The organism is Paenibacillus sp. JT22N12, assembly GCF_056269365.1.
On the sequence record NZ_JBWDNU010000020.1, the window covers coordinates 50,580 to 72,137 of the forward strand.

Genomic DNA, 21,558 nt, shown 5'->3' on the forward strand with positions numbered 1-21,558 from the left:
CATGCTGCTTGCCCATTGATTGGACCAAGAGTTATTTGTTTGCCTTCTTCGCTTTTGCCCGGGCACGGAGTTTATCCGCATAACCGGGTTTGTTGACTTGACGCTCGCGGGCAATCGCAAGATCTCCATCAGGCACATCATGTGTAATTGTAGACCCTGCGACAACATAGGCGCCGTTGCCGACTTTGACCGGTGCGATCAAATTCACATTGCTTCCTATAAAAGCATTGTCGCCGATCTCCGTGAGCGATTTATTATACCCGTCATAGTTGGCGGTAATCGCTCCGCAGCCGATATTGACGTCTGTGCCTACTTTGGCGTCCCCGATATAGCTTAGGTGGGAAACCTTGCTGCCGGCTCCAAGCTCGGCGTTCTTGATTTCAACGAAATCCCCGATCTTGCAGCCGATTCCAAGCTTGGTACCCGGACGCAGGTAAGCGTATGGACCCACCGAGCATTCATCGGCGATGACAGCTTCCGTCGTTACGGAATGCTTGACTGTGACTCCGTTGCCAACTTCCGTATCCGTGATATCCGCCTGCGGCCCGATGATGCAGTCCTCCCCGATTACCGTGCTGCCCCGCAGAATCGTACCGGGCAAAAGAACGGTGTCGGGGCCGATGACGACATCCGCTTCTATATAAGTGGCGGCGGGATCGATAATGCTCACACCCGCAAGCTGATGCTTGCGGACAATGCGCGCGCGCATGAGCTGCTCAGCCTCTGCGAGGCCGACACGGTCATTCACGCCGACTCCTTCGGCATAATCCGCCGCACAGTAAGCCTCCACAACCTCGCCTGATTTTCGGATAATCTCCATGACGTCCGTCAAATAGTATTCACCCTGCGCGTTGTTGTTTGTAACCAGCTTCAACGCCTCAAACAGCTTGCGGTTGTCAAAGCAGTACATGCCGGTATTGATCTCGTTAATGGCAGCCTGCTCGGGCGTGCAGTCCTTCTGCTCGACGATCCGCTGGACCGCTCCCGCTTCATTCCTGATAATCCGTCCCAGACCCTGCGGATTGGGCACTACAGCCGTCAGCACAGTTGCAGCCGACTGCGTACGCGTATGCAGCTCCAACAGCGCTGTAATGGTCTCTGCCGTGACCAGAGGCGTGTCCCCATACAGAATCACAGTTGTGCCTTCTTCAGCGCCAAGCAGCCCCTCTGTTTGCAGGACCGCATGACCGGTGCCAAGCTGCTGCTCCTGCAGCACGAATTCCGCGCCGTCGCCGACGTAGCTCTGCACCGCTTCCGCCCCGTGTCCCACAACAACAACGGTGCGCTGACAATCCGCTTCCCTCACCGTTTGCAGCACATGGCCGACCATTGGTTTGCCGCATACCGGATGAAGCACTTTATATAATTTCGATTTCATTCGTTTGCCTTGTCCCGCGGCGAGTATGACTGCCATTATTTTTCCCAATGTAAATTCCTCCCGGCTTTATGATGTCTATCTGGATCCTCTATGAACTTTTTTGTTTATTCTTGTTCTTGTAAATTTCTCTAATGAATATAGCGTATTCAAGGCAAAAAGAAAAGAGAGCCCAAAAGGCTCCCTTTTCTTCGCAAATCGGGTTGATAAAAGGGCTTCAGTATCCTGCACCCTGATTTGCACTCTCCCCAATTTCGTCAATTACGCTCCTTCTTCAATCACTTCTTCTTCCTCCGTAGCGGCACGCTCATACTCAGCAAGAACTGCAGCCTGGATCTTCTCACGGGTAGTAGAAGAAATCGGATGAGCGATATCGCGGAATTCTCCATCCGGAGTCCGTTTGCTTGGCATTGCCACAAACATCCCATTGTTGCCGTCGATCACACGAATATCGTGAACGACAAATTCGTTGTCAATGGTGATGGAAGCGATAGCCTTCATGCGACCTTCGGAATTTACACGGCGGAGTCTGACATCGGTAATTTGCACTTGTGTTCACCACCTTTGCCTATCAAAGACTTGGTGTATAATTCCACACTGCAATGCAAAATCCTTCATGTTTTTGGAAAATTAATGCCTTATTTTAAAATAAATATTTCCAATTCCATTGTTTCGATTTAATTCGACTTTTATTCGACTTTTATCGATACAATAAGCTCAATTTCGACAAGTACGTCTTTGGGCAGTCTGGCCACTTCAACCGTGGAGCGGGCAGGTTTGTGACCACCAAAATAAGAGGCGTAAATCGTATTGAGGGCGGCGAACTGGTTCATATCTTTGATAAAAACCGTCGCTTTCGCCACATCGGAAAAGGTCGCTCCCGCTTCCGCAAGGACCGCCTGCAAATTGCGGAATACCTGATGGGTTTGTTCTTCGATTCCGCCTTCCACCAGCTGACCGTCTGCATCCAGTGGAATTTGTCCGGACGTAAACAATAAATTGCCCAGTGTAATGGCTTGCGAATAAGGTCCGATTGCGGCCGGCGCCTTGTCTGTAGATACAATGTTTGGAATATGCTTCATTTTTGAAAGGTACCTCCTGAAGGTGTTTGTGAATTTAATTGGCCTTGGTGCAGCTCTGATCTATTTGGCATCAAAAAAATTACCCGGAACAATCGTCGTATGCTTGGTCTTCATATCCACCGCCGTCAGCTTGGCAAGCGATACATAATCCTCCAGCAGCCTCTCTTCCGTGCCAAGCTCCCCTGATTCCACGAAGACGCCGACACCGGCGACCTTGGCATTAAACTCATGCAGCAGATCCATCATTCCCTGCACCGTGCCGCCCGCTTTCATGAAATCATCAATAATGAGCACCCGGGACTGCTCCTTGAGCGCCCGGCGGGTAAGAGACATCGTCTGAATCCGTTTGTTGGAGCCCGACACATAGTTAATGCTCACGGCCGAACCCTCCGTTACCTTGTTGTCGCGTCTTACAATCACAACGGGAAGGTTCATGCAGGATGCTGTTGCATAGGCAAGCGGAATGCCCTTTGTTTCTACAGTCATGATTACATCGATATCGGCGGATGCGAATGCGGTTGCAAACATCCGGCCCACATCGGCCAAGAGACCAGGCAAGCCCAGCATATCTGTCATATATAAGTAACCGCCTGGAAGCACCCTCTCGGGCTGTTCCAGCTGGCGGCAAATATGATTCATAATGGATAATGCTTCTGCCTTGCCCATTTTGGGTGTATATCTGACTCCGCCCGCAGCACCTGCCAGCGTTTGCAGTTCACCGAGTCCTTCTTCCTCGAATACCTCTTTAATAATGGCAAGGTCTTCACTGATGGAGGACTTGGCAGACTGGTAACGATCAGCAAAAGCTGTCAAAGAAATTAACGTATGGGGCCGGGTAAGAAGGTACTGCGTCATTTCAACTAACCTAGCACTTCGTTTTAATTTCTTCACAGCATCGTCCCCCTCGCTAAATCCGAATATTATAATGATAATATATCATTTTTATACGGATTTAATCAAGAAAAACGTCTTTATCATGTCAGCATTCTTACCACGTAAACTTCTTTGCAGAAACCACGCAGACCATTATATATCCGTGATACTTTGGCTTCTTTGCTGACCAGGCCAAAGACTGTAGGACCGCTGCCCGACATCAAGACCCCGTCGGCACCCAACCGGTACATGATTTCCTTGAGCTGAAGCACTTCCGGATAGGCATGAAGCGTAACCGACTCCAGTACATTGCCGAGATTTGCGCATATATCGGAAAAGGAACCCCGCTCAATAGCAGATAACATCGCCGAGGTTGAAGGATGCTGCTTGAGCTCCGACGCCCGCAGCTTTCCGTATACGTCAGCCGTAGACACGTTGATCGGCGGCTTGGCAAGCACGACCCAGCATTGCGGCGGATTGCCGATCGGCTCCAGCTTCTCGCCACGGCCGCGCGCAACCGCGGTTCCTCCCGTCACACAGAACGGTACGTCCGAGCCCAGCTCCGCGCCAAGCGTGCACAGCTCGTCCTCAGAGATTCCGAGCTCCCATAGCCTGTTCAAGCCCCTGAGCGCAGCCGCAGCGTCACTGCTGCCCCCTGCAAGCCCCGCAGCAACAGGGATCTTCTTGTCCAAATGGATATAAACCCCTCTTGAGACGTCATACCGGTCCTTGATCAATTTAGCCGCCTGGAATGCAAGGTTCTTCTCGTCCAGCGGTATGTAGCCAGCCTGGCTCGAAATAATAATCGTATCCCTGGGAAGCTCTTCCATCTCCAGACGATCTGCCAGATCCACCATCGTCATAATCATTTCCACTTCATGGAAGCCATCGTCCCGTTTACGCAATACATCGAGCATCAGATTGATTTTAGCCGGCGCTTTTTCATAAATCTTCATTTGTGTCACCCGTTCGTTATATATAGAAAAATAGAATCTTTTTTTATATTCTAACAAAAGGCCATAAGAAAAGCTAAGATGTCCTTTACGCGGCGTTTATGTCCGCTCAGGCATCTTAGCTCCTGGATAAAATATATCCGGTCATCCCGGGAGTTCATCTCCCGAAATCCAATCGGCTAATGGCGTGGTTGATATGGCTGCCGCGACTGCATGGTCTGCACCAAAGCCGGCGAGAAAGAACTGCCTGCGCTTCTTTCCGGTTGTCCCTGCGGCACATAAACGGCGACTGGCGGCGTGGATGCTGAGAAGCGCTGCTGCACGTTTGGCGCGGCTTGGAGCGCGGTGAATTGTTTGGCGGCAGCCTCCTCAGCCAATTGAATTGCCCGTTTCACCATATTCCCGGCATCCTTGGCTTTAATGCCGCCCCAGCCTTCGCGCTGCACCGTATCGTAAAATCCAAGGTCCTTCGCCAGTTCATTCTTCAACTGCTCGCTCATAAAGCTTCGGCGTTTGCGGCTCATCCCAATAGAATCCTCCTTCGACCTGTAAGTTACCGTTAGTATGCTTGAATTTAAATTCTTCATGCACGCGGGCAAACAGGCTGTTTTTGGAGATTCGCTTGGGGTATGACGCTTGATGGACAGAAAAAAGAGTACGGACTTTTGAAGGGTCTCCGTACTCGATCAGGCTTGTTATTCTTTTATTGCATATACGTAATGCGAACTTGGCCATCATCGCTATCTACAGTCACTTCAACCGATTCAGTCAAAATATCTGCGTAGCTGTAGGAGACCCGCTTGAACGCATGCTGCTCCTCGTCAAGTTTGACAATGAATACAGAAGGGTAGATTTCTTCCAACACTCCGGTTCGTTCAATGGTCTTTCGTCGACCACCGTTTGCGCGAAGACGTATTTTGGAGCCGACATGGATTTCCAAACTGCGTTTGATCTCCATCAGTGCATTTTTAGCCATTGTCCACTACCACCTCTTTCCTTGTCCATTATAACTAAAAAGAGGTGGTTTGTCAAAAAATTATAATTATAACAGTGCGGCAAACAAATTGTCAATAATGAAAAGTCTAATTTTGGGCCGGATGCATAATATATTTTGCGAAGTGGAATATTATACGGTTGGCTTGATACCCGTCAATGTTTTGGGCTTGGGAAGTCCGACGCGGTATTTTCCTAACGTTTCAATCCCCCCCACGCCATCGATCCCGCTGATTGTGCCGTGAATCACATCAGCAAGATTGACCGTCTCCCTGATGGACGTATAGCTCGCTTTGATGGCAACATAAACAGGATCCAGGGCGTGAATAAGGATCCGGCCTGGTGAGCTTGCAAAATTGGCACCGGACTGCAGCAGAGCCTCATAATGGGACTGGCAGGCGCCGGCAACGATAATCAAGCCGTCACGGCTTTTCTCGTACTCCCGCGCAATGCGCACCGCATTGCAGAAGTTCTGGGAGTTTTTGTAGCTGTTGATGCTCATCAGCTCATGCTGCGGCGTATTTTTAAAAACCCCGTCATGGCCGGTAATTACAATAACATCCGGATTAAGCTGCGGCAGCAGACGCTGTACCAGCTCAGGCATCTGCGACTCATGCACATGCAGGCCATGTGCAGGAACCTTCATCTGCGTGTATAGCTGCATGCTTTTCTTCATGTAATTGCCGTCTCCATCAAGATGGAGCACTTTGCCGGGCACTTCAAAGTAGGGCTGGCTTTCGTTTGTCGCCCTCCTCAGCTCGCTTGCATTATGAATGACCAGCTTCTCCCGCTGCTCTTTCATGCGCCGCATCGACTCATTTACCTTAACGCGAACCTCTTTGGCCGCACCGGTGGATTCCGGATGGGAAACAACTGTCAAGTCGCGAATCGGAGCGTCTGCAAGCAGCCGGTAGTCCGTACCCTTCAGTATTGCTATTTCTGAGTCTAGAATGGCAACGCGAAAAAGGACGTCCCCGCCATACGATTTGCGGACGACCAGGTCCCCTTGCTTCATGGGCAAATCACCTCTTCGTCTATCCTATGGGCCAGCAACGTCAATGGTGCGTTTTTAAGCCGTCCGAAGATCTTTAGCTTGGCAGTCCGGCTTCCAGCAAAGCGTGGCTAAGGCGGGCAAACTCATCCAGCGACAGCGTCTCGCCGCGGCGTGCAGGAGCAATGCCGCAGCTCTCCAGAAGAGGTCCCAGAAGCTCCCTGTTCTCTTTGCCCACCAAGGCTGTCAGGTTATTATAGATTGTCTTGCGCCGCTGAGCGAAACTGCCCTGGACAGTTCGGAAGAAGTGGGCTTCATCCTTCACATCAACAGGAGGCTGCTTGCGCACCGTCAGCTTGATAACAGCGGAATCCACATTGGGCTGCGGGATGAATACCGTATGCGGCACGATGCAGACAAGCTCCGGCTCGCAGTAATACTGAACCGCCACACTGAGACTGCCGTACTCTTTGCCGCCAGGCTTTGCAGCCATCCGCTCCGCCACTTCCTTCTGAATCATAACCACAATATGCTCAAGCGGCAGCTTTTCCTCAAGCAGCTTCATAAGAATCGGCGTTGTCACATAATAGGGCAGATTTGCCACTACGCTGACTCCGCTTAACCCCGCAAAATGCTTCTCAATCAGCTCGCCCAGGTTCAGCTTCAGCACATCTCCATGCACAACATGAACATTAGGGCGATCAGCGAGCACATCCCTTAGAATCGGAATAAGCCTGTTGTCGATTTCCACTGCGGCAACGCGCCCGGCTTGCTCGGCAAGCTGCTGGGTCAAGGCTCCGATGCCCGGCCCGATCTCCAGAGCTCCTTTTGTTTCGTCCAGCCCTGCTGCCGATACGATTTTTTGCAATATATTTTGATCAATCAGAAAATTTTGTCCCAGACTTTTTTTGAAGGAAAATCCGTATTTGGCAATGATGTCGCGTGTGCGTCTTGGCGAAGCTACATCCTCATGCACGTTTGGACCACTCATTCAAGACTTGCCCCTTTCGCTGCTCTCTTGCTCCATCGCTGTCAATGCCAGCTCAAATTCCTCGCGCGTAATTCGGAACATGGAGCAACGCTTAAAAAACTGCTTGCCGTTCGCATAGCCGATGCCGAGCAAATTGCCCATCTTCAGACGCCTCTCCGAAGCGTTCGCGTGCACAAGAAGACCTGCCCGCATAAGATCGTCCCAGGTGATCTCGGGCTGGCTTGTCCCTTCGCCGCTGCCCGCTTCCGTACGCACATTGGCGAGCGCTCTTCGAATCGCTTCGGGCGAGGCGTTCTCGACGCCGATATCCCCCTTGTAGCTTGCATCCTCCTGGGGGAGAAAAGCATGCTTGCAGCCGGGCACACGCTGCGCAACAATTTTCCGGATGCGCTCCCCTGCATGATCCGGATCTGTAAATATAATAACTCCGCGGCGCTGCTGTGCGAGCTCCACCCTGCGCAAAACATCCGCGCCGATGGCCGAACCGCCGGTTTCGATCGTTTCCGCTTCAACTGCCCGCTTGATGGCCACGGTATCGTCCTTGCCCTCAACTACGATTATTTCCTTAATCATGCCGTCCATCCATTCCCTTCAGACAAACATACAAAAGAAGAGGCAATCGCCTCTTCTTATAATGGCATATTTATGTTTAAAATACGATATGAATGAGGTAAACCCTTATTAAAGGAGTTAAGTCCCAAGGTTAAATTGCCTCCGGCTTATTCGGCCCGAGCACATAAACTGTGTATCCTCGTTTGAGACCAAACTTCTCAGCATAAGACTCACTTTCAAAATAAACATCGATTTTTTTGCCTTTGACGGCACTGCCCGTATCTTCCGCTCTGCGGAAACCGATACCCTCAATGTAGACCCACCAGCCGATGGGAATAACCTTCGGGTCAACCGCGATAGTTCTTCCCTCTTGAACCGTCGCACCTGATGCCGTTATCCCATATTGCGGATGACTCTTTGACTTGCCCGTTGATGAAACGCCCGCAGCGTAAGCGGTCAGCGTTACATTCTTCAAAATCTGTTTAGGCTTCAGCTTGTCGCCCCGCTTGGTCGTTACTGTAGAAGAGCCCGCCTTCGCCGAGAGCGTAACTACATTCGTTTCCGGTTTCTTGGTACCGACAGCCACCACTTTATCGACCGACTCCGCTTTCGTCAGCTTGGTAACCATAATCTGGGACACAAGCACCCCATCCGCATATACGTTCTCAAACTGTTTGACTACTTTGCCTTCATTGCCGTTCTGAATAAGCTTCAGTTTGCCCTGCTCGAGCTTGGGGTCTTCCTTCTTCACGACCGAAAAGGGAACAGTGTAAGCTTTCTCAGACATTTTCTTCTCGATCCGTGTGACCGTTACACTCATGTTGGACTTCACTCTGTCCTCCAGGGCAGGCCATACTTTATCTTGATTGCGTATCAGTATATCCGCTTGATCGATCACTGCCTTAACCGTTCTTTCTGTCGTGTACAACGTTCTTACCTTGCCGTCTGCCTTCACATGGACCGGTACCGCTTGGTCAATGACGATGCGGTCGCCGTCCTTTATTCCCCCGTTAAGAGGTAAGGACACCTTGTCATACTGCCCTATCGTGATGGCTTGTTCATCCAGTAGGCGTTGAAGGACCCATTGTTTTGTCGAAACAATGGTTTCTTGTCCGTTCACTACTACGGAGACGTGCTTGTCAGCCGTTCCGTACAACAACACCAGAAACATGAAAGTCATAGCGATTGAGATCAGAGCGCTCAGTAATATTAAACGCACGTTCTCATGCTTCCATCGCAATGCGAAAGACATGCTGGATGATCGTTTACCATGGGTATCCTTAAGCTGGAGTGCGCCCACTTCTTCGGTCCTCCTTCATAGCCCCGCCGCCTAGTTACATGATTGCCTTTGACGGTTCTATTGTTTTTGTTGGCGTGATTGCACGCCACTCCTCATTTCCAACCTCGACCTCCATGCTAAACCCTATGTCGTCTTTTTACGCAATATTCAAAATAAAAGAAGCCGACGACGACAGAGGATCTGTTTCGTGGCTTCCCAGATGACGACGGGACATGGATTAAATGCACGAGGTTGATCTCTCTTATAACACTATTACGCTGGCGAGGTTAGCTGTCGGATTCGGGCGAGAGAGTCGCCCTATTCATGGCTGGCATGTCTACCACATGCTTCCATAAAATTCACCCCAAGAAGAATTCAACATTTACTGCCCTTCGTCCGATACGAAGTGTATCAATGTTTGGTTCCCCCGCTCTCCGACTTCGGAGATTAAGCGATATTTTGGAAAAGGAATGCAAGTTTTGAAGCTCTGAGATGAATGATACCGCCTTTTGCTGCTCATTGTAAAGAAGAGATTAATCGCGATTTTAACGAATTTTAAGGAAAATCACGTGAAAAACTGCCAATTTACTGACTCAAAATTAGTTTTTTCACTCGAAATGTCTTGATTGCTGCCTCTTATAGCCCTTTTTCTTTAAAAGCAAAACAATTCTGAGCATTCTCTGTCGTAATTTTCGAGATTTCTTCTACAGATTTCCCTCTAATTTCGGCAACCGTTTCTGCTACAAGACGGACAAAAGCGGGCTCGTTTCGTTTCCCCCTGTAGGGGTGGGGAGCTAAATAAGGAGCATCGGTCTCGATCAAAATACGGTCAAGCGGGACCTGTGCAAGCACCTCTTTGGGAACACGCGCGTTCTTGAATGTGAGCGGTCCACCGAACGAAATATAGAAATTCATGTCGAGGCATTGTTTCGCCGTCTCCCAGCTGCCTGAGAAGCAGTGCATGACTCCGCCCACATCTTTGGCATTCTCCTCTTTCAGTATATGAAGCACGTCCTCATGCGCCTCCCGGTTATGAATCGAAATGGGCATCTTCTTCTGCCGCGCAAGCTGGATCTGCTCCCGGAAAACACGCTGCTGAACGTCCTTCGGAGACGTATCCCAGTGATAATCCAAGCCTATTTCGCCGATTCCGACAACTTTGGGATGATCGCAAAGCGATGCAATCCAGTCCAGGTCCCCGGGCAGCATATGAATGCTTTCAACAGGGTGCCAGCCTACAATCGCATAGATAAAATCATATTGCTCCGCCAGAGCCATTGTCGTGGGAATGGTCTCCCGGTCGAAGCCGATATTTATAATTCTCGAGATCCCGGCAGCACGGGCCCGTTCAATCACTTCCGCGCGGTCCTCGTCGAATTGTTTCGAATCCAGATGGGTATGCGTGTCGATTAACATAAGCAAGTTGATCTCCCTTCTATAATAAGAGCCCGAATCGTTCGCGGATATGCGGCGACAACAGATGGGCCGATTCAAGTAAAGGCTCTTCGGGGTAATACAGATGATATTTGCCCTGATGAATTCCGGTAATCGAGCGGATGATATCCGACTTTCTGGAGATTTCGGACAAGCGGTCATCCTGCCCCAGAAGCAGAATCGGCGGACGTTCATCCTTGTCCATGAAATCATGCCCCAGACGGTATACATCATACGGCATATCGTAGGGAAAGTCGATTTCCAGATGATAGTCCGGATTTAGACCGATCGATTGGAATTGTTCACGAATTTCCTGCCAAAGCTTTTCATCGGCATTGTCCATGGTTATGTATTTATATAGTTTTCGGTTCAGGAATCGGGTGCATAATTCTGCCAGCAGAGAATCCTCCTCCTTCAACCACTGCGTAAAGGCTGTTTGAGCCATGGCTTCGTCCAGCAGGAGATAGTTCTCCACATCCAGCGTACCTTCCATCAGATGCCGGAGCGGTTCGATCATCCATGAGAAAGCATACCCGCCCCCATAAAGCTCGCGCGCTCTGCGAAATATTTGTCGAAGTATAATTTCCGAGCTCCTGGTGACCGGGTGAAAATAAACCTGCCAATACATTTGGTAGCGGGACATCAGATAATCCTCAACAGCGTGCATTCCACTCTCTTTTACAACAATTCGTCCCTGATACGGCCTTAGAACGCGAAGAATGCGTTCCAGATCGAATGTTCCGTAATTGACGCCTGTATAGTATGCATCGCGCAGTAGGTAATCCATACGGTCCGCGTCCATCTGGCTGGATATGAGGCTGACCACAATCGGTTGATTGTACGTTTTGCAGATGACAGCCGCCACCCGTTCCGGCAGGGAGGGGTCGCAGTCGCGGAGAACCTGGTTAATTTCAGTATTCTCCAGTAATATACGGCATGTCCATTCCTCATGATCAGTATCAAACACCTGTTCAATGGAATGCGAGAAGGGACCATGACCCACATCGTGCAGCAGAGCGGCGCATAACGTCACAAGCCTCTCTTCCCTGGGCCAGTCCGTATAACCACCCCGTTCAAATTGGGAAATGATTTTTCTGGTTATTTCATAAACGCCCAGTGAGTGCGAGAAGCGGCTGTGCTCCGCCCCGTGAAAGGTCAAATAAGATGTACCGAGCTGACGAATTCGCCGCAGACGCTGAAATTCCCTCGTATTAATGAGATTCCATATCGTCTCATCCTGCACATAAATATATTTATGAACCGGATCTTTAAATACTTTCTCCTCGGCTAGCGAATGATGTCTAGGATTCATCTTTTTCCCCTCCGATGTTCAATTATTCGACATAATTTCTTTTTAATGTGTCGAATTGTGTCGTAAACGCATTACCAAATAGTCAGTATCGTTGTATGATTTATGTAAGGCTATACACCCTATCCTTATGGATAAAACGGAGAAAAACGGCGTATTTGCAAGCAGAATCAAGGTTGACTATTATGGGAAACGTTGGTATTATAAAAACAAGAATTAATAGAACTTTGTCGAAAAATGACGAAATAAGTATTTTGAGAGGAGCACGGGATAGATTATGATGAAATCAACAGGTATTGTGCGTAAAGTGGATGAGCTCGGACGTGTTGTAATCCCCATTGAACTGCGCCGTACGCTTGGCATCGGTGAAAAAGATGCCCTGGAAATTTATGTGGACGGCGAACGCATTATGCTGAAAAAATACGAGCCCGCTTGTATCTTCTGCGGTAATGCCGAGAATGTCACTTACTTTAAGGGAAAAATTGTATGTAACGCTTGTTTATCCGAAATGCCAACTCCTGTAACAAAATAAGAGACAAAACCGGAATCATGCGTTATAATATAATTAATCAACTTACATTTGTTAATTCTAACCTTTTTAATACTCCTTGCCTTCCTGAGTTTGCTTATCAGGAAGGTCCTTTTTTTTATAACCTCAAGAAAGAAATGGCATTCACTTTCGCATGATTTCATTATATACGTCGCGTTTTGCCAACCCTCGATCAACCGCGGTCAGCTTGATGGCCTCTTTCCGATCCAGATTCTGCGCTTCATAACGACTTACATGCTCCTCCAGATTCAGCTCCGTCCACCAGGGCTTGTCATCCCCTTCCAGATCTTTCGCATCCGATGCATCGGCTCCGGCAACGACCAGGCAGTACTCACCAAGCGGCGGATGTTCACTTAGCCAAGCCAGGCATTCCGATATTTTCCCTCTCGCCGCCTCCTCAAATCGTTTCGTGAGCTCCCGCACCATAGCTACGTCACGGTCGCCCCATTGCTCCAGCATAGCCGTGAGGGTTTTGGCCACCCGGTGAGGCGATTCATAGCAGATGATAGTCGCATCCTGTTTCCTCAACTGCTGCAGCCACTCCTGCAGTGCTTTGCGCTCGCGCGGGGGGAATCCTGTAAACATGAATCTGTCTGTAGGCAGGCCGGATATGATAAGTGCCGACAGCGCCGCGTTTGCCCCTGGTATGGGAACCACCGCGATTTCCTGTTCAGCTGCCGCTACTACCAGCTCTGCACCCGGATCAGAAATAGCGGGAAGCCCCGCATCGCTCACCAGCGCAATCGAGAGTCCCTCAGAGAGAAGGCGAATAAGCTCGCTGCCGCTTGCCGACTTATTATGCTCATGATAACTTACCAGCCTGGTCGGGATTTCAAAATGAGTCAGAAGCTTGCGTGTCTGCCGGGTATCCTCCGCCGCAATCAGATCGACTTCTTTTAACGTGCGGATCGCACGAAAAGTTATGTCTTCCAGATTCCCAATCGGCGTTGCCACCAAATAGAGCGTACCCGCTTTCTTGCTCTCTTGATCTTTCGCTTTCGTAAAGCTTTGCTGAACTTTCATGTCGGCTCGATCCTCGTTTCCGGCTGATGATTTCCATAATAGATCTGCATGATCTCTTCATTATATTGACGTTGGCTATTGTAAACGATTAAAGGCGCCAGAAGCTTAACATCGGGCCTGCCGTCGCGTACCGCTTCAATCAGCACCATATTCGCCTCTGCCTCCACATGTGGATGGACGAAGCGGATCCGCTTGGGCTCCAATTTCCATTTTCGAAGCGATTGCGTAATCTCAATCAATCTCGACGGCCGATGCACCATGGATACACGTCCGCCGGTCCGGACCAGCTTGGCGCAAGCGGCAATAATATCATCCAAAGTCCCGTTTAATTCATGCCTGGCATTCGCAACGTATTCATTCTCATTCCGCTCGCCAATTCCCACCGGCATGTAAGGGGGATTGACCGTAATCGCATCGAAGCTGCCATAACCGCTATGTTCTATATAATAACGAAGATCGCCTTCGTGAATGTGAATCTGATGCTCCAGCTTGTTCCATGCCACACTTCTCCTCGCCATATCGGCAAGGCGGGGTTGAATCTCAACGCCCGTGATAGCCGCCTTGGTGCGCGTAGATAACAACAGTGGAATAACTCCATTTCCGGTACATAAATCCAGTACTTTTCCCCGCGGCGGGACCCCGGCGAACCTCGCCAGCAGAACAGCATCCATAGAGAAACTGAACACATCCCGGCTTTGGATGATGTGCAGCTGATGGGTCAACAAATCATCCAGCCGCTCATTCGATTTCAGTATTCCTTCATTAAATGGATTAGACACGTGCATGATGCCCTCATTTCTTCCCTTATTATTACCCGCTGCAAGCCTTTCTGACATCCCGGCATAATCCAGGAAGGAATATGGTTAATCCATGTTCTCGGGACATAAAACAAACAAGACCCGGGAAGCCGGGTCTTGTTGTGTAATCATTCCTTATTCAGAAAGGATAGACAGAACAAACAGTCACCCTCCGTACGCAAATGCCCATAGTACAAGTTGCAAATGTGAAATCCTTCATGATAAAGACGGGCAAGATTGTCGTAGCCCTCGCCGACAGCTGCCGCTTGGTCCAAGGGCATATGAGGAGGCAGTTCTACAGTTCCCTGATCGTCGGCAGCAACAGCAGCCTCCGGCTCTACGTGAGCGGAGAGAATCGCCGTTTCGCGCTTAAATATCTTGCGCAGCTGCTGATTCTCGATGCTGAGCCGTTTGTTCTCCTCAAGCAATGCTTTCACCCGCTGCTTGAGCGCGCCCATTTGAACATGCAGGCTCCCCATATTCGTTTCCAGCTCGTCCATTTGGTTAAATATATCCTTCTTGTTCAAGTTCCCACCCCAAAGACTGTTCAGCTTCGGACTTACGGATTCCCGCCTTATTTAATCACGACATCATCCAGCGGCATTTCCTTCGGCTTCCCACCATCGAATAGTTGCACATAAACGGATTTGGTGCCTACGTTTATTCCGGTCACTTTGCCTTCTCCCAGGGAAGTGACAACGACCTTGCCAACGGCCGGGAGCTCTTCCCGGACGCTTTCATAATTATCATGCTCATATTTCAAGCAGCACATTAATCTTCCGCATAAACCGGATATTTTGGTTGGATTCAGAGATAGATTCTGATCCTTGGCCATCTTGATCGATACCGGCTCAAAATCGCCCAGCCAAGATGAGCAGCAGAGAACACGCCCGCATGGGCCAATCCCGCCCAGCATCTTCGCTTCATCCCGCACACCAATTTGCCTAAGCTCAATGCGGGTGCGGAATACACTGGCCAAGTCCTTCACCAATTCGCGAAAATCGACCCGGCCTTCTGCCGTGAAATAAAAAATGATCTTGTTCCGGTCAAACGTAAATTCGACGTCGACCAGTTTCATTTTGAGCTGATGATCTTTTATCTTATCGAGACAAGTATTAAAGGCATTGCGGGCAGCCGACTTGTTCTCGTCAACGATCTTGGCATCGTTGTCACCTGCAATACGGATGACTTTCTTAAGCGGAAGGACAACATCCGATTCACCGACTTGTTTGTGCCCAACCACAACTTTACCATATTCAATACCTCTGGCCGTTTCCACAATTACATGCTGATCTTTATCTACCGGAAACTCCACAGGATCAAAATAATATATTTTGCCCGCCTTCTTGAAGCGGACGCCAACGACGTTATACAATCCGTCACCCCTCCTGTATGCGGATAAGCAATTGCTCCAGGGCCAGCTGCGGGGGTACATGAGCACGCATTCGTTTGCCTGCTTCCAGCGTATGCTCCATGCACCGTACCCAACCGTCCGCTGAACGTCCGAATGCATGTTTGCCGATCCAATCCACCTGATCTATAAAAACGAGTGCCTCATGTCTTCCAGCTTGAAAGTGAATCATATCTTTATACCATAATACGAGCAGTGACAGCAGCAGTTGCGGCTGTTCACCAAGTCCCGTCTTGAATACTTGCTGTTGAGCGGATACCATCGCCGCGGTGAATCGGGTCAGACTATCCTTGCCTAATTGTATCACTACATTTCTCATTTCTGCAAACTCATTCTGCTGGATGATCAAGCGGCATGCCTCAAGCCCGGAAGCCAAATGAACGGCAGCCCGCGCCAGAAGCTGTGGAACCTCCTCCGCTACAAGCGTTTGCAGCATATCCGTAGGCGCGAGCGGCATAAAAGGCACCCACTGCGTACGTGAGCGTACCGTCGGCAGCATGGCTTGTCCGTTTTCTGTCAGCAAAATCGCGACCACCAATGTCTGCGGCTCCTCCAGAAATTTGAGCAGACTGTTGGCGGCCTGCGGCGTCATCGTTTCTGCACGCTGCATAATATATATTTTACGCTCCGCTCCTGAACTCCGATAAGCAAGTTCACGCTGAAGCTCGCGTATCTGATCAATTTTAATTGAACTGCCATCCGGCTCAACCACATGAAGATTGGGCTGATTGCCATGGTCAAACTTGCGGCATGCCAGGCATTCCCCGCAAGCATCATCCTGACCAACTGTGCAAAATAGCGCTTTGGCGAATTCTTTGGCCATGGCCATTCTTCCGCTTCCCGGAGGGCCGCTGAATAGATAGGCATGCGAGACTTTGCCGCTTCGCAGTGCATGCTGCAGGATTCGTTTCGCCATAGGCTGTCCCGCCAGTTGTGCGATACTCATATGAATAATTCCTTTCCACACTCACCTGCTGCCAACGAAGAAATCCTGGTGGCAGCCTTAATATCGATGAAAGCTTCTTTCCAGAGAACAAACGTAAACCTGCTGATACTTCCAGGATCTTGAGAGGAGTCCGAAAAACTCCACATCTCTCCATTAAAAAAACAAATTAATCAGAATCCCCCGTATATCGCCAATTCTTTGCAAAAGCTCCAATCGCCCCGCCTCAGTGTCCAGCAACTCTTCTCCCATCGATAAAAGCGCTGAGTCCACCTCGTCAAGCAGCTTATAACGTTTTGTCCGGCCGCGCCGGTCAAAGCCACGCGTCTCTTTCATGCCAACACCGCGTTTTACGGTATCTTCAAGAAATTTCTTAACCATTCTCCGATAAAGCTGCAGCTCACGCACTGTCATGGAACGCGACAAGCGCTCCCCCTGATTGTGGATATCCTGCAGCTTCTGCTGCAGCTGCTCCATCGTCCGCTGTTCGTCCTGATGCATCATAACGTCAGTGAAGTTTTTTGGTTGAGCAGGTTTATAGCCCAGATCCAGCCGGGAACGGTCCTGCCCCAACGGTCGATAACCCGGATTAATCTTCATCCTTCAATCACGTCCAATCAGAAATGTTCGAATCTTTCTACAGGTACAACGAATACGGCGGCTCCGCCAACCTGTACTTCGACTGGGAACGGAATGTAGGCATCGGTTGTGCTTCCCATCGGCGATACGGGCGAAACAAGCTGATCGCGCACCTTGCAGTTGGAGCGGATCACATTAAGCACTTCATGTACCCGTTCATCCTCAATACCAATCATAAAGGTCGTATTGCCTGCCCGCAAAAAACCGCCTGTACTTGCCAGTTTTGTTGCTCTGAAGCCTTCTTGAACCAGCGCATTCGACAACCGGTTGCTATCTTTGTCCTGTACGATCGCAATCACTAATTTCATTGATTATCCCTCCCGAATTATATTGCCATTCGTAATGTTAGAAACAATAAAATGCAGGCTCTTATAAACGTGCAGAACTTTCAAGAAAAACTGCGATATGTGTAAATGAACATGCTATAGGATGTTAAGAGGACTACTATTATAATTTGACATCGTTTGCAAATAATCCTTTAAAACGCTGTGTGATTATCGAAATGGAGTCATTTAGCAGAGCTTCAGGTGAAGTTTCTGCATTTATTCGGACTATTCGACCCGGATTCTGTGCATGCAGCTTTGTATAACCTTCACGTACCAGATGATGAAAAGAAAGTCCTTCCAGATCGAGGCGATTGATTTCCCTGTTCTTGGCATCATAGATGCGCTTAAGCCCCGCTTCCGGAGAGATATCCAGCCATAATGTCAATTCAGGCATCACATCCTCAACAGCAAAACGGTTAATCGACCAAATCTCATCCATGCCAAGCCCTCGTGCATGACCCTGATAAGCAAGACTGCTGTCAACGAAGCGGTCGCATATAACAAACATGCCATCGGTAAGAGCGGGTATAATTTTTTCCGTCAAATGTTGTCGTCTGGCAGCTGCATATAGAAGAGCTTCTGTTCTGGCTTCCATTGCGGTATTGCCCTGATCGAGGATAACGCCTCGTATTTGTTCGGCAATGGGAATTCCTCCAGGCTCCCGTGTTGTCATCACACGGATACCTTTTGCTGACAGTATACGCGTTAGCCCATCAATGAGTGTCGATTTTCCGGCGCCTTCACCGCCCTCAATAGTCAAAAAAGTTCTCGGTTCCAACATAAGAGCTCCCTTTAGAATCGTTCTTGTCCCTATCATAACAAAGCAAGCTATAAGCGTAAACGAATTCCTGCCCTATCTGCATCATCATAATGTCCTAGGCCTCTCGAATCACCATTATCGTTTTCAATGTCGGATCCGATATTCCTTGACATTTTGCGCCCATCATGCCAAGCTCCTTCATATATAAAGCGACATTCTGATTAATCCTTTCTCCAGAATACAAAATGGGGATGCCCGGGGGATAGGGGATAACGGCTTCTGCAGCTATTCGGCCTGCTGCCTCCGTAATATTGATCATTTCCACCTGGTCACGCTGTTTCCGCTGTCTGCTGAAGAGTACTGGTTCAGAAATCGATTGTACGGTATCATACATGGATCCTTTTATTTTCGCTTCATTTACATAACTTCTTTGAATTACCATATCAAAATCAGTGCCCGTATGTACCTCTTTTCCAATTTCGATGCATGCCTGAATCAGCTTCTCGTTGTCCTTTAATGACATCGACATTCCGAACAACAAAACCACATGAATGGAATCGGCCATTTCCGGCCAGCATCCTCGCTTCTCAAGCATTTTCTGAAGGTCATAACCCGATAATAATCCGGCTCGATCCTTCATAACAATACGAAGGGGGTCCCCCATCATATTCAAACCGTAAGCAGGCAATTCAATCCACCCGGAAGATTCGTTTGCCCACTGTCTGAATGACTCTGCTGCCACTATGCCCTCTTCAAATAAAGAAGGTCCAAAAGTATCAATCATTGCCCGGGCAATATCCAAGGATGCCATAATCGGATAAGATGGACTGGAGCTTTGGACCATTGACAGCGCTTCTCCTAATGCATCACGATCAATCCTGATTCCCTGTACATGCAGCATAGCACCCATTGTAAGAGCGGACAACGTTTTGTGAGTCGACTGTACAACAGCATCAGCGCCTGCCTGAAGCGCTGAACGGGGGAATGAGGGATGCATGCCGTAATGAGCGCCATGCGCTTCATCGACCAGCAGCAGACAGTCATGACTGTGTACAAGCTTTGCATATGGCTCTAAATCCGTACATAATCCATAATAGCTGGGATTAGTCAGGAATACGGCTTTTGCCTCTGGATATCGGAGAAGAGCTTCCTCTATATCAGACAGTTTTGGAACTGCATGCAAACCTGTTCCTGGTTCTGTTTGTGGAGAAAGAAATACCGCTCTTGCCTGTGCAAGCATTAATCCATTTAGAACAGACTTATGTACGTTTCTTTGTAAAATAATGAGATCTCCTGGGTTGCAGCTGGCCATTATCATTGCCAGGTTTCCAGCTGTACTCCCTCCAACCAGAAAATAAGTCTGCTCAGCACCAAAGGTTGCCGCAGCCAGACGCTGAGCCGCAGCAATTACGCTTATCGGCATATGAAGATCGTCTGTCACAGACAGCTCTGTCACATCCAAGGCCATAATCGCTCGAAATATTTGAACTGCATCTGTATCAAGCTTTTGCAGTTTATTTAAAGATTGACCATATTTATGGCCTGGAACATGATAACTTATTGGAATTGAGCGGTACAGGTCCATTAACGCTTCATACAGGGGTGCGTGGAATAATGGCTCAATAGCAGTCATAAGAAATATAAATTCTCCTTTTAGATAATTAAACTGTAAATATAAAAGCTAAGCACTTGACCATTTCGCAAATAATTTACAAATTATTATAATACAACCAAATAAGGGGTGTAAACAGAAAATAAATCCTCGCTATCCCGATTGGAGCTTCCTTTTCGAGATCTGCGAGGATTGACTATGCTGATGCCATCCGGATCACAATCAGGCATTCTTTTGAACCCAAATTTGCTTCAGCTGATGAATAAAGAAAGGGTATTTTGCATCTTGAACTTCCGTTCTGACCATTTCCACTTCGCATGATTCACAAATGAATTCATCAATAATTCGCAAACCTTCCTGCTTATGATGCCCGCAAATAATGCAACAGCTTCCGATTGCTTCTTCCATCATTCTTCACCTCGCCTTTACAGGAAATTACTCATTGCTACTATTATGCCACATAGTCTAGCATCATATACTTGTTTCATAGCCCGTTTCAAATAGCCCTACATCATATGATACACGAATGAAAAGGGTGAATGGTATCTAAATATGTTGCCTTTGCTCCGCTCTTCAAAAAATGAATGCAGTTTCCGATACATTCTCTAGTAGGATGGAGGGGACATTGTCACAATGAGAGGCACGCTCGCTGAGCAGGAAAAAGCCACAATTTATCAATACCAGCTGATCCGTAAAATCGTGGTGCGCAAAGAGCTTTTATGGAGCTACTTAAGCGTAGCATTCATCATTTCGATCTTTCAATTAGCCCTGTATCAAGTAGACGGTGCAATTGCACTAGCTCTGGGACTGATCGTAACTCAACTGATCCAATTTATAATTATTCGCTTAACCTTGATTCGTGTGGATGAGCCGGATAACCGCCGGTGGGGCTATCGATTGATATTGCCTTGGGTCGGATATATCCCAATTGCCCATATTGAGCTTGCTCTCTTTCGTCGTCTGCAGCGTCATATGTTCTGGCTGGGGCTGTGCGCGATTTGCGTTGCTTACCCTTGGGCTAATGAAGCTCAGATGATCAGCTTGATATGCTGGCATTTATGGACATTGGCACCGCGGGTTGTCCTGCTTCGTCAGTTGCGGAAAGTACGCCGTGACGGTGTACTCCGCATCCAGTCAGCAGATGTAAGCTATTATCATCGTTAGTCAATTGATTATAAGTAGAGGGTGCTCAGGAACACCCTCTCTTCTTTATGTAAGGACTAAGCAACAAACATCTTGAGTTTAATAATTGATAAAGTAGACCATAGAGACAGGAAACAAAAGATAAATATTGCGCAAATATTAGTATAGATGATTATTTTCAAAAAAAAAGGATAATCGTGCACAGCATACGGTGTCGCATGCGTGACGGCTACCCGAACATAGAAGTGTATGAATGCTATAAAAGAAACAGCTGGAACTTTATTGGACAATAATGCCCGTTCTACGGGTCGTCTGTAAGTACCAACAGAAATTTATCATACGACATGCATGAGTTAAACAACTTCTAATAACAACAAGCGAATTCTAAAAAACAACAAGCGAATAACAAGTCAGCAGACAACAAAAAACCGACCGCAGAACTGCGGTCGGCTTCTCGTGCTTGGCAACGTCCTACTCTCCCAGGACCCTGCGGTCCAAGTACCATCGGCGCTGAAGGGCTTA

Annotated in this window: 24 protein-coding genes, 1 pseudogene and 1 riboswitch; of the genes and pseudogenes, 2 read left to right on the top strand and 23 right to left on the bottom strand. The window is 48.6% G+C overall.

The annotated features are described in order from the left end of the window. Positions 1–31 precede the first annotated feature (31 nt). From glmU to AC0YOA_RS35715, 13 genes and pseudogenes are all read right to left on the bottom strand, one after another. Positions 32–1,414, bottom strand: a complete 1,383-nt coding sequence (gene glmU, locus AC0YOA_RS35655; protein ID WP_475790617.1) for a bifunctional UDP-N-acetylglucosamine diphosphorylase/glucosamine-1-phosphate N-acetyltransferase GlmU — start codon at positions 1,412–1,414, stop codon at positions 32–34. A gap of 222 nt (positions 1,415–1,636) precedes the next feature. Beyond that, positions 1,637–1,924, bottom strand: a complete 288-nt coding sequence (gene spoVG / locus AC0YOA_RS35660) for a septation regulator SpoVG (RefSeq protein ID WP_189000021.1) — start codon at positions 1,922–1,924, stop codon at positions 1,637–1,639. Positions 1,925–2,064: 140 nt separating this feature from the next. Beyond that, a complete protein-coding gene (locus AC0YOA_RS35665) occupies positions 2,065–2,457 on the bottom strand; it encodes a RidA family protein (protein WP_475790604.1) in 393 nt (130 codons plus the stop codon). A 60-nt stretch (positions 2,458–2,517) separates the two neighbouring features. After that, positions 2,518–3,348 carry a pur operon repressor gene (purR, locus tag AC0YOA_RS35670; protein ID WP_210046355.1) on the bottom strand — a complete coding sequence of 277 codons (831 nt, stop codon included), beginning with the start codon at positions 3,346–3,348 and terminating at the stop codon, positions 2,518–2,520. A gap of 83 nt (positions 3,349–3,431) precedes the next feature. Further along, positions 3,432–4,286 carry a 4-(cytidine 5'-diphospho)-2-C-methyl-D-erythritol kinase gene (gene ispE / locus AC0YOA_RS35675; protein WP_210046354.1) on the bottom strand — a complete coding sequence of 285 codons (855 nt, stop codon included), beginning with the start codon at positions 4,284–4,286 and terminating at the stop codon, positions 3,432–3,434. A gap of 347 nt (positions 4,287–4,633) precedes the next feature. Further along, positions 4,634–4,807 (bottom strand): annotated as a pseudogene (locus AC0YOA_RS35680) (small, acid-soluble spore protein, alpha/beta type); the annotation flags it as partial. Positions 4,808–4,986: 179 nt separating this feature from the next. After that, positions 4,987–5,259 carry a biofilm formation stimulator Veg gene (gene veg / locus AC0YOA_RS35685; RefSeq protein ID WP_189000010.1) on the bottom strand — a complete coding sequence of 91 codons (273 nt, stop codon included), beginning with the start codon at positions 5,257–5,259 and terminating at the stop codon, positions 4,987–4,989. Positions 5,260–5,409: 150 nt separating this feature from the next. Beyond that, positions 5,410–6,291 carry a sporulation peptidase YabG gene (yabG, locus tag AC0YOA_RS35690; RefSeq protein ID WP_210046353.1) on the bottom strand — a complete coding sequence of 294 codons (882 nt, stop codon included), beginning with the start codon at positions 6,289–6,291 and terminating at the stop codon, positions 5,410–5,412. Between the two features lie 73 nt (positions 6,292–6,364). Continuing rightward, positions 6,365–7,258 (bottom strand): 16S rRNA (adenine(1518)-N(6)/adenine(1519)-N(6))-dimethyltransferase RsmA, encoded by an 894-nt coding sequence (gene rsmA, locus AC0YOA_RS35695; protein ID WP_475790605.1) that lies wholly within the window; start codon positions 7,256–7,258, stop codon positions 6,365–6,367. Continuing rightward, the gene (gene rnmV, locus AC0YOA_RS35700) at positions 7,259–7,831 is read right to left on the bottom strand and encodes a ribonuclease M5 (RefSeq protein ID WP_475790606.1); all 573 of its coding nucleotides are present in this window, start codon (positions 7,829–7,831) and stop codon (positions 7,259–7,261) included. A 130-nt stretch (positions 7,832–7,961) separates the two neighbouring features. Next, entirely contained in the window at positions 7,962–9,110 is a 1,149-nt protein-coding gene (locus tag AC0YOA_RS35705; RefSeq protein WP_475772584.1) for a ubiquitin-like domain-containing protein, read from the bottom strand. A gap of 240 nt (positions 9,111–9,350) precedes the next feature. Continuing rightward, a riboswitch (cyclic di-AMP (ydaO/yuaA leader) is annotated at positions 9,351–9,553 on the bottom strand. A 172-nt stretch (positions 9,554–9,725) separates the two neighbouring features. Continuing rightward, positions 9,726–10,505, bottom strand: a complete 780-nt coding sequence (locus AC0YOA_RS35710) for a TatD family hydrolase (RefSeq protein ID WP_475790607.1) — start codon at positions 10,503–10,505, stop codon at positions 9,726–9,728. Between the two features lie 19 nt (positions 10,506–10,524). Further along, positions 10,525–11,835 carry an HD domain-containing protein gene (locus AC0YOA_RS35715; RefSeq protein ID WP_475772582.1) on the bottom strand — a complete coding sequence of 437 codons (1,311 nt, stop codon included), beginning with the start codon at positions 11,833–11,835 and terminating at the stop codon, positions 10,525–10,527. A gap of 274 nt (positions 11,836–12,109) precedes the next feature. Between AC0YOA_RS35715 and AC0YOA_RS35720 the strand changes: the two genes are divergently transcribed. Then, positions 12,110–12,364, top strand: a complete 255-nt coding sequence (locus AC0YOA_RS35720) for an AbrB/MazE/SpoVT family DNA-binding domain-containing protein (protein WP_188999999.1) — start codon at positions 12,110–12,112, stop codon at positions 12,362–12,364. Between the two features lie 141 nt (positions 12,365–12,505). Here AC0YOA_RS35720 and rsmI read toward each other — a convergent pair whose 3' ends face one another. From rsmI to AC0YOA_RS35770, 10 genes are all read right to left on the bottom strand, one after another. Continuing rightward, positions 12,506–13,405, bottom strand: a complete 900-nt coding sequence (rsmI, locus tag AC0YOA_RS35725; RefSeq protein WP_475790608.1) for a 16S rRNA (cytidine(1402)-2'-O)-methyltransferase — start codon at positions 13,403–13,405, stop codon at positions 12,506–12,508. Further along, positions 13,402–14,184, bottom strand: a complete 783-nt coding sequence (locus AC0YOA_RS35730; protein ID WP_475790609.1) for a tRNA1(Val) (adenine(37)-N6)-methyltransferase — start codon at positions 14,182–14,184, stop codon at positions 13,402–13,404. Before AC0YOA_RS35730 ends, rsmI begins: the two co-directional genes overlap by 4 nt. Before the next feature lie 146 nt (positions 14,185–14,330). Further along, complete coding sequence (locus AC0YOA_RS35735; protein ID WP_210046346.1) at positions 14,331–14,729, bottom strand: initiation-control protein YabA; 399 nt, start codon at positions 14,727–14,729, stop codon at positions 14,331–14,333. 47 nt (positions 14,730–14,776) lie between these two features. Then, positions 14,777–15,577 (bottom strand): PSP1 domain-containing protein, encoded by an 801-nt coding sequence (locus tag AC0YOA_RS35740; RefSeq protein ID WP_210046345.1) that lies wholly within the window; start codon positions 15,575–15,577, stop codon positions 14,777–14,779. 4 nt (positions 15,578–15,581) lie between these two features. After that, complete coding sequence (holB, locus tag AC0YOA_RS35745) at positions 15,582–16,559, bottom strand: DNA polymerase III subunit delta' (protein WP_475790610.1); 978 nt, start codon at positions 16,557–16,559, stop codon at positions 15,582–15,584. A 153-nt stretch (positions 16,560–16,712) separates the two neighbouring features. Next, positions 16,713–17,156 (bottom strand): YaaR family protein, encoded by a 444-nt coding sequence (locus AC0YOA_RS35750; protein ID WP_210046343.1) that lies wholly within the window; start codon positions 17,154–17,156, stop codon positions 16,713–16,715. A gap of 17 nt (positions 17,157–17,173) precedes the next feature. Further along, the gene (locus tag AC0YOA_RS35755; protein WP_210046342.1) at positions 17,174–17,503 is read right to left on the bottom strand and encodes a cyclic-di-AMP receptor; all 330 of its coding nucleotides are present in this window, start codon (positions 17,501–17,503) and stop codon (positions 17,174–17,176) included. Between the two features lie 139 nt (positions 17,504–17,642). Further along, entirely contained in the window at positions 17,643–18,302 is a 660-nt protein-coding gene (gene tmk, locus AC0YOA_RS35760) for a dTMP kinase (protein ID WP_475790611.1), read from the bottom strand. A gap of 94 nt (positions 18,303–18,396) precedes the next feature. After that, positions 18,397–19,914: an aminotransferase class I/II-fold pyridoxal phosphate-dependent enzyme gene (locus AC0YOA_RS35765; RefSeq protein WP_475790612.1), complete on the bottom strand. Its 1,518-nt coding sequence runs from the start codon at positions 19,912–19,914 to the stop codon at positions 18,397–18,399. A gap of 201 nt (positions 19,915–20,115) precedes the next feature. Continuing rightward, positions 20,116–20,301 carry a sigma factor G inhibitor Gin gene (locus AC0YOA_RS35770; protein WP_210046400.1) on the bottom strand — a complete coding sequence of 62 codons (186 nt, stop codon included), beginning with the start codon at positions 20,299–20,301 and terminating at the stop codon, positions 20,116–20,118. A 225-nt stretch (positions 20,302–20,526) separates the two neighbouring features. Here AC0YOA_RS35770 and AC0YOA_RS35775 point away from each other — a divergent pair, with 225 nt between their 5' ends. Further along, on the top strand, positions 20,527–21,057 hold the full coding sequence (locus tag AC0YOA_RS35775; RefSeq protein ID WP_475790613.1) for a transposase: 531 nt from the start codon (positions 20,527–20,529) through the stop codon (positions 21,055–21,057). Positions 21,058–21,558: the final 501 nt, after the last annotated feature.

Excerpts from the sequence above, each read along its gene's own strand:
- glmU (WP_475790617.1), bottom strand. The coding sequence starts at position 1,414 with ATGGCAGTCATACTCGCCGCGGGACAAGGCAAACGAATGAAATCGAAA.
- AC0YOA_RS35665 (WP_475790604.1), bottom strand. The coding sequence starts at position 2,457 with ATGAAGCATATTCCAAACATTGTATCTACAGACAAGGCGCCGGCCGCA.
- ispE (WP_210046354.1), bottom strand. The coding sequence starts at position 4,286 with ATGAAGATTTATGAAAAAGCGCCGGCTAAAATCAATCTGATGCTCGAT.
- veg (WP_189000010.1), bottom strand. The coding sequence starts at position 5,259 with ATGGCTAAAAATGCACTGATGGAGATCAAACGCAGTTTGGAAATCCAT.
- yabG (WP_210046353.1), bottom strand. The coding sequence starts at position 6,291 with ATGAAGCAAGGGGACCTGGTCGTCCGCAAATCGTATGGCGGGGACGTC.
- rsmA (WP_475790605.1), bottom strand. The coding sequence starts at position 7,258 with ATGAGTGGTCCAAACGTGCATGAGGATGTAGCTTCGCCAAGACGCACA.
- rnmV (WP_475790606.1), bottom strand. The coding sequence starts at position 7,831 with ATGATTAAGGAAATAATCGTAGTTGAGGGCAAGGACGATACCGTGGCC.
- AC0YOA_RS35710 (WP_475790607.1), bottom strand. The coding sequence starts at position 10,505 with ATGTTAATCGACACGCATACCCATCTGGATTCGAAACAATTCGACGAG.
- AC0YOA_RS35715 (WP_475772582.1), bottom strand. The coding sequence starts at position 11,835 with ATGAATCCTAGACATCATTCGCTAGCCGAGGAGAAAGTATTTAAAGAT.
- AC0YOA_RS35720 (WP_188999999.1), top strand. The coding sequence starts at position 12,110 with ATGATGAAATCAACAGGTATTGTGCGTAAAGTGGATGAGCTCGGACGT.
- rsmI (WP_475790608.1), bottom strand. The coding sequence starts at position 13,405 with ATGAAAGTTCAGCAAAGCTTTACGAAAGCGAAAGATCAAGAGAGCAAG.
- holB (WP_475790610.1), bottom strand. The coding sequence starts at position 16,559 with ATGAGTATCGCACAACTGGCGGGACAGCCTATGGCGAAACGAATCCTG.
- AC0YOA_RS35750 (WP_210046343.1), bottom strand. The coding sequence starts at position 17,156 with ATGAAGATTAATCCGGGTTATCGACCGTTGGGGCAGGACCGTTCCCGG.
- AC0YOA_RS35755 (WP_210046342.1), bottom strand. The coding sequence starts at position 17,503 with ATGAAATTAGTGATTGCGATCGTACAGGACAAAGATAGCAACCGGTTG.
- tmk (WP_475790611.1), bottom strand. The coding sequence starts at position 18,302 with ATGTTGGAACCGAGAACTTTTTTGACTATTGAGGGCGGTGAAGGCGCC.
- AC0YOA_RS35765 (WP_475790612.1), bottom strand. The coding sequence starts at position 19,914 with ATGACTGCTATTGAGCCATTATTCCACGCACCCCTGTATGAAGCGTTA.
- AC0YOA_RS35770 (WP_210046400.1), bottom strand. The coding sequence starts at position 20,301 with ATGGAAGAAGCAATCGGAAGCTGTTGCATTATTTGCGGGCATCATAAG.
- AC0YOA_RS35775 (WP_475790613.1), top strand. The coding sequence starts at position 20,527 with ATGAGAGGCACGCTCGCTGAGCAGGAAAAAGCCACAATTTATCAATAC.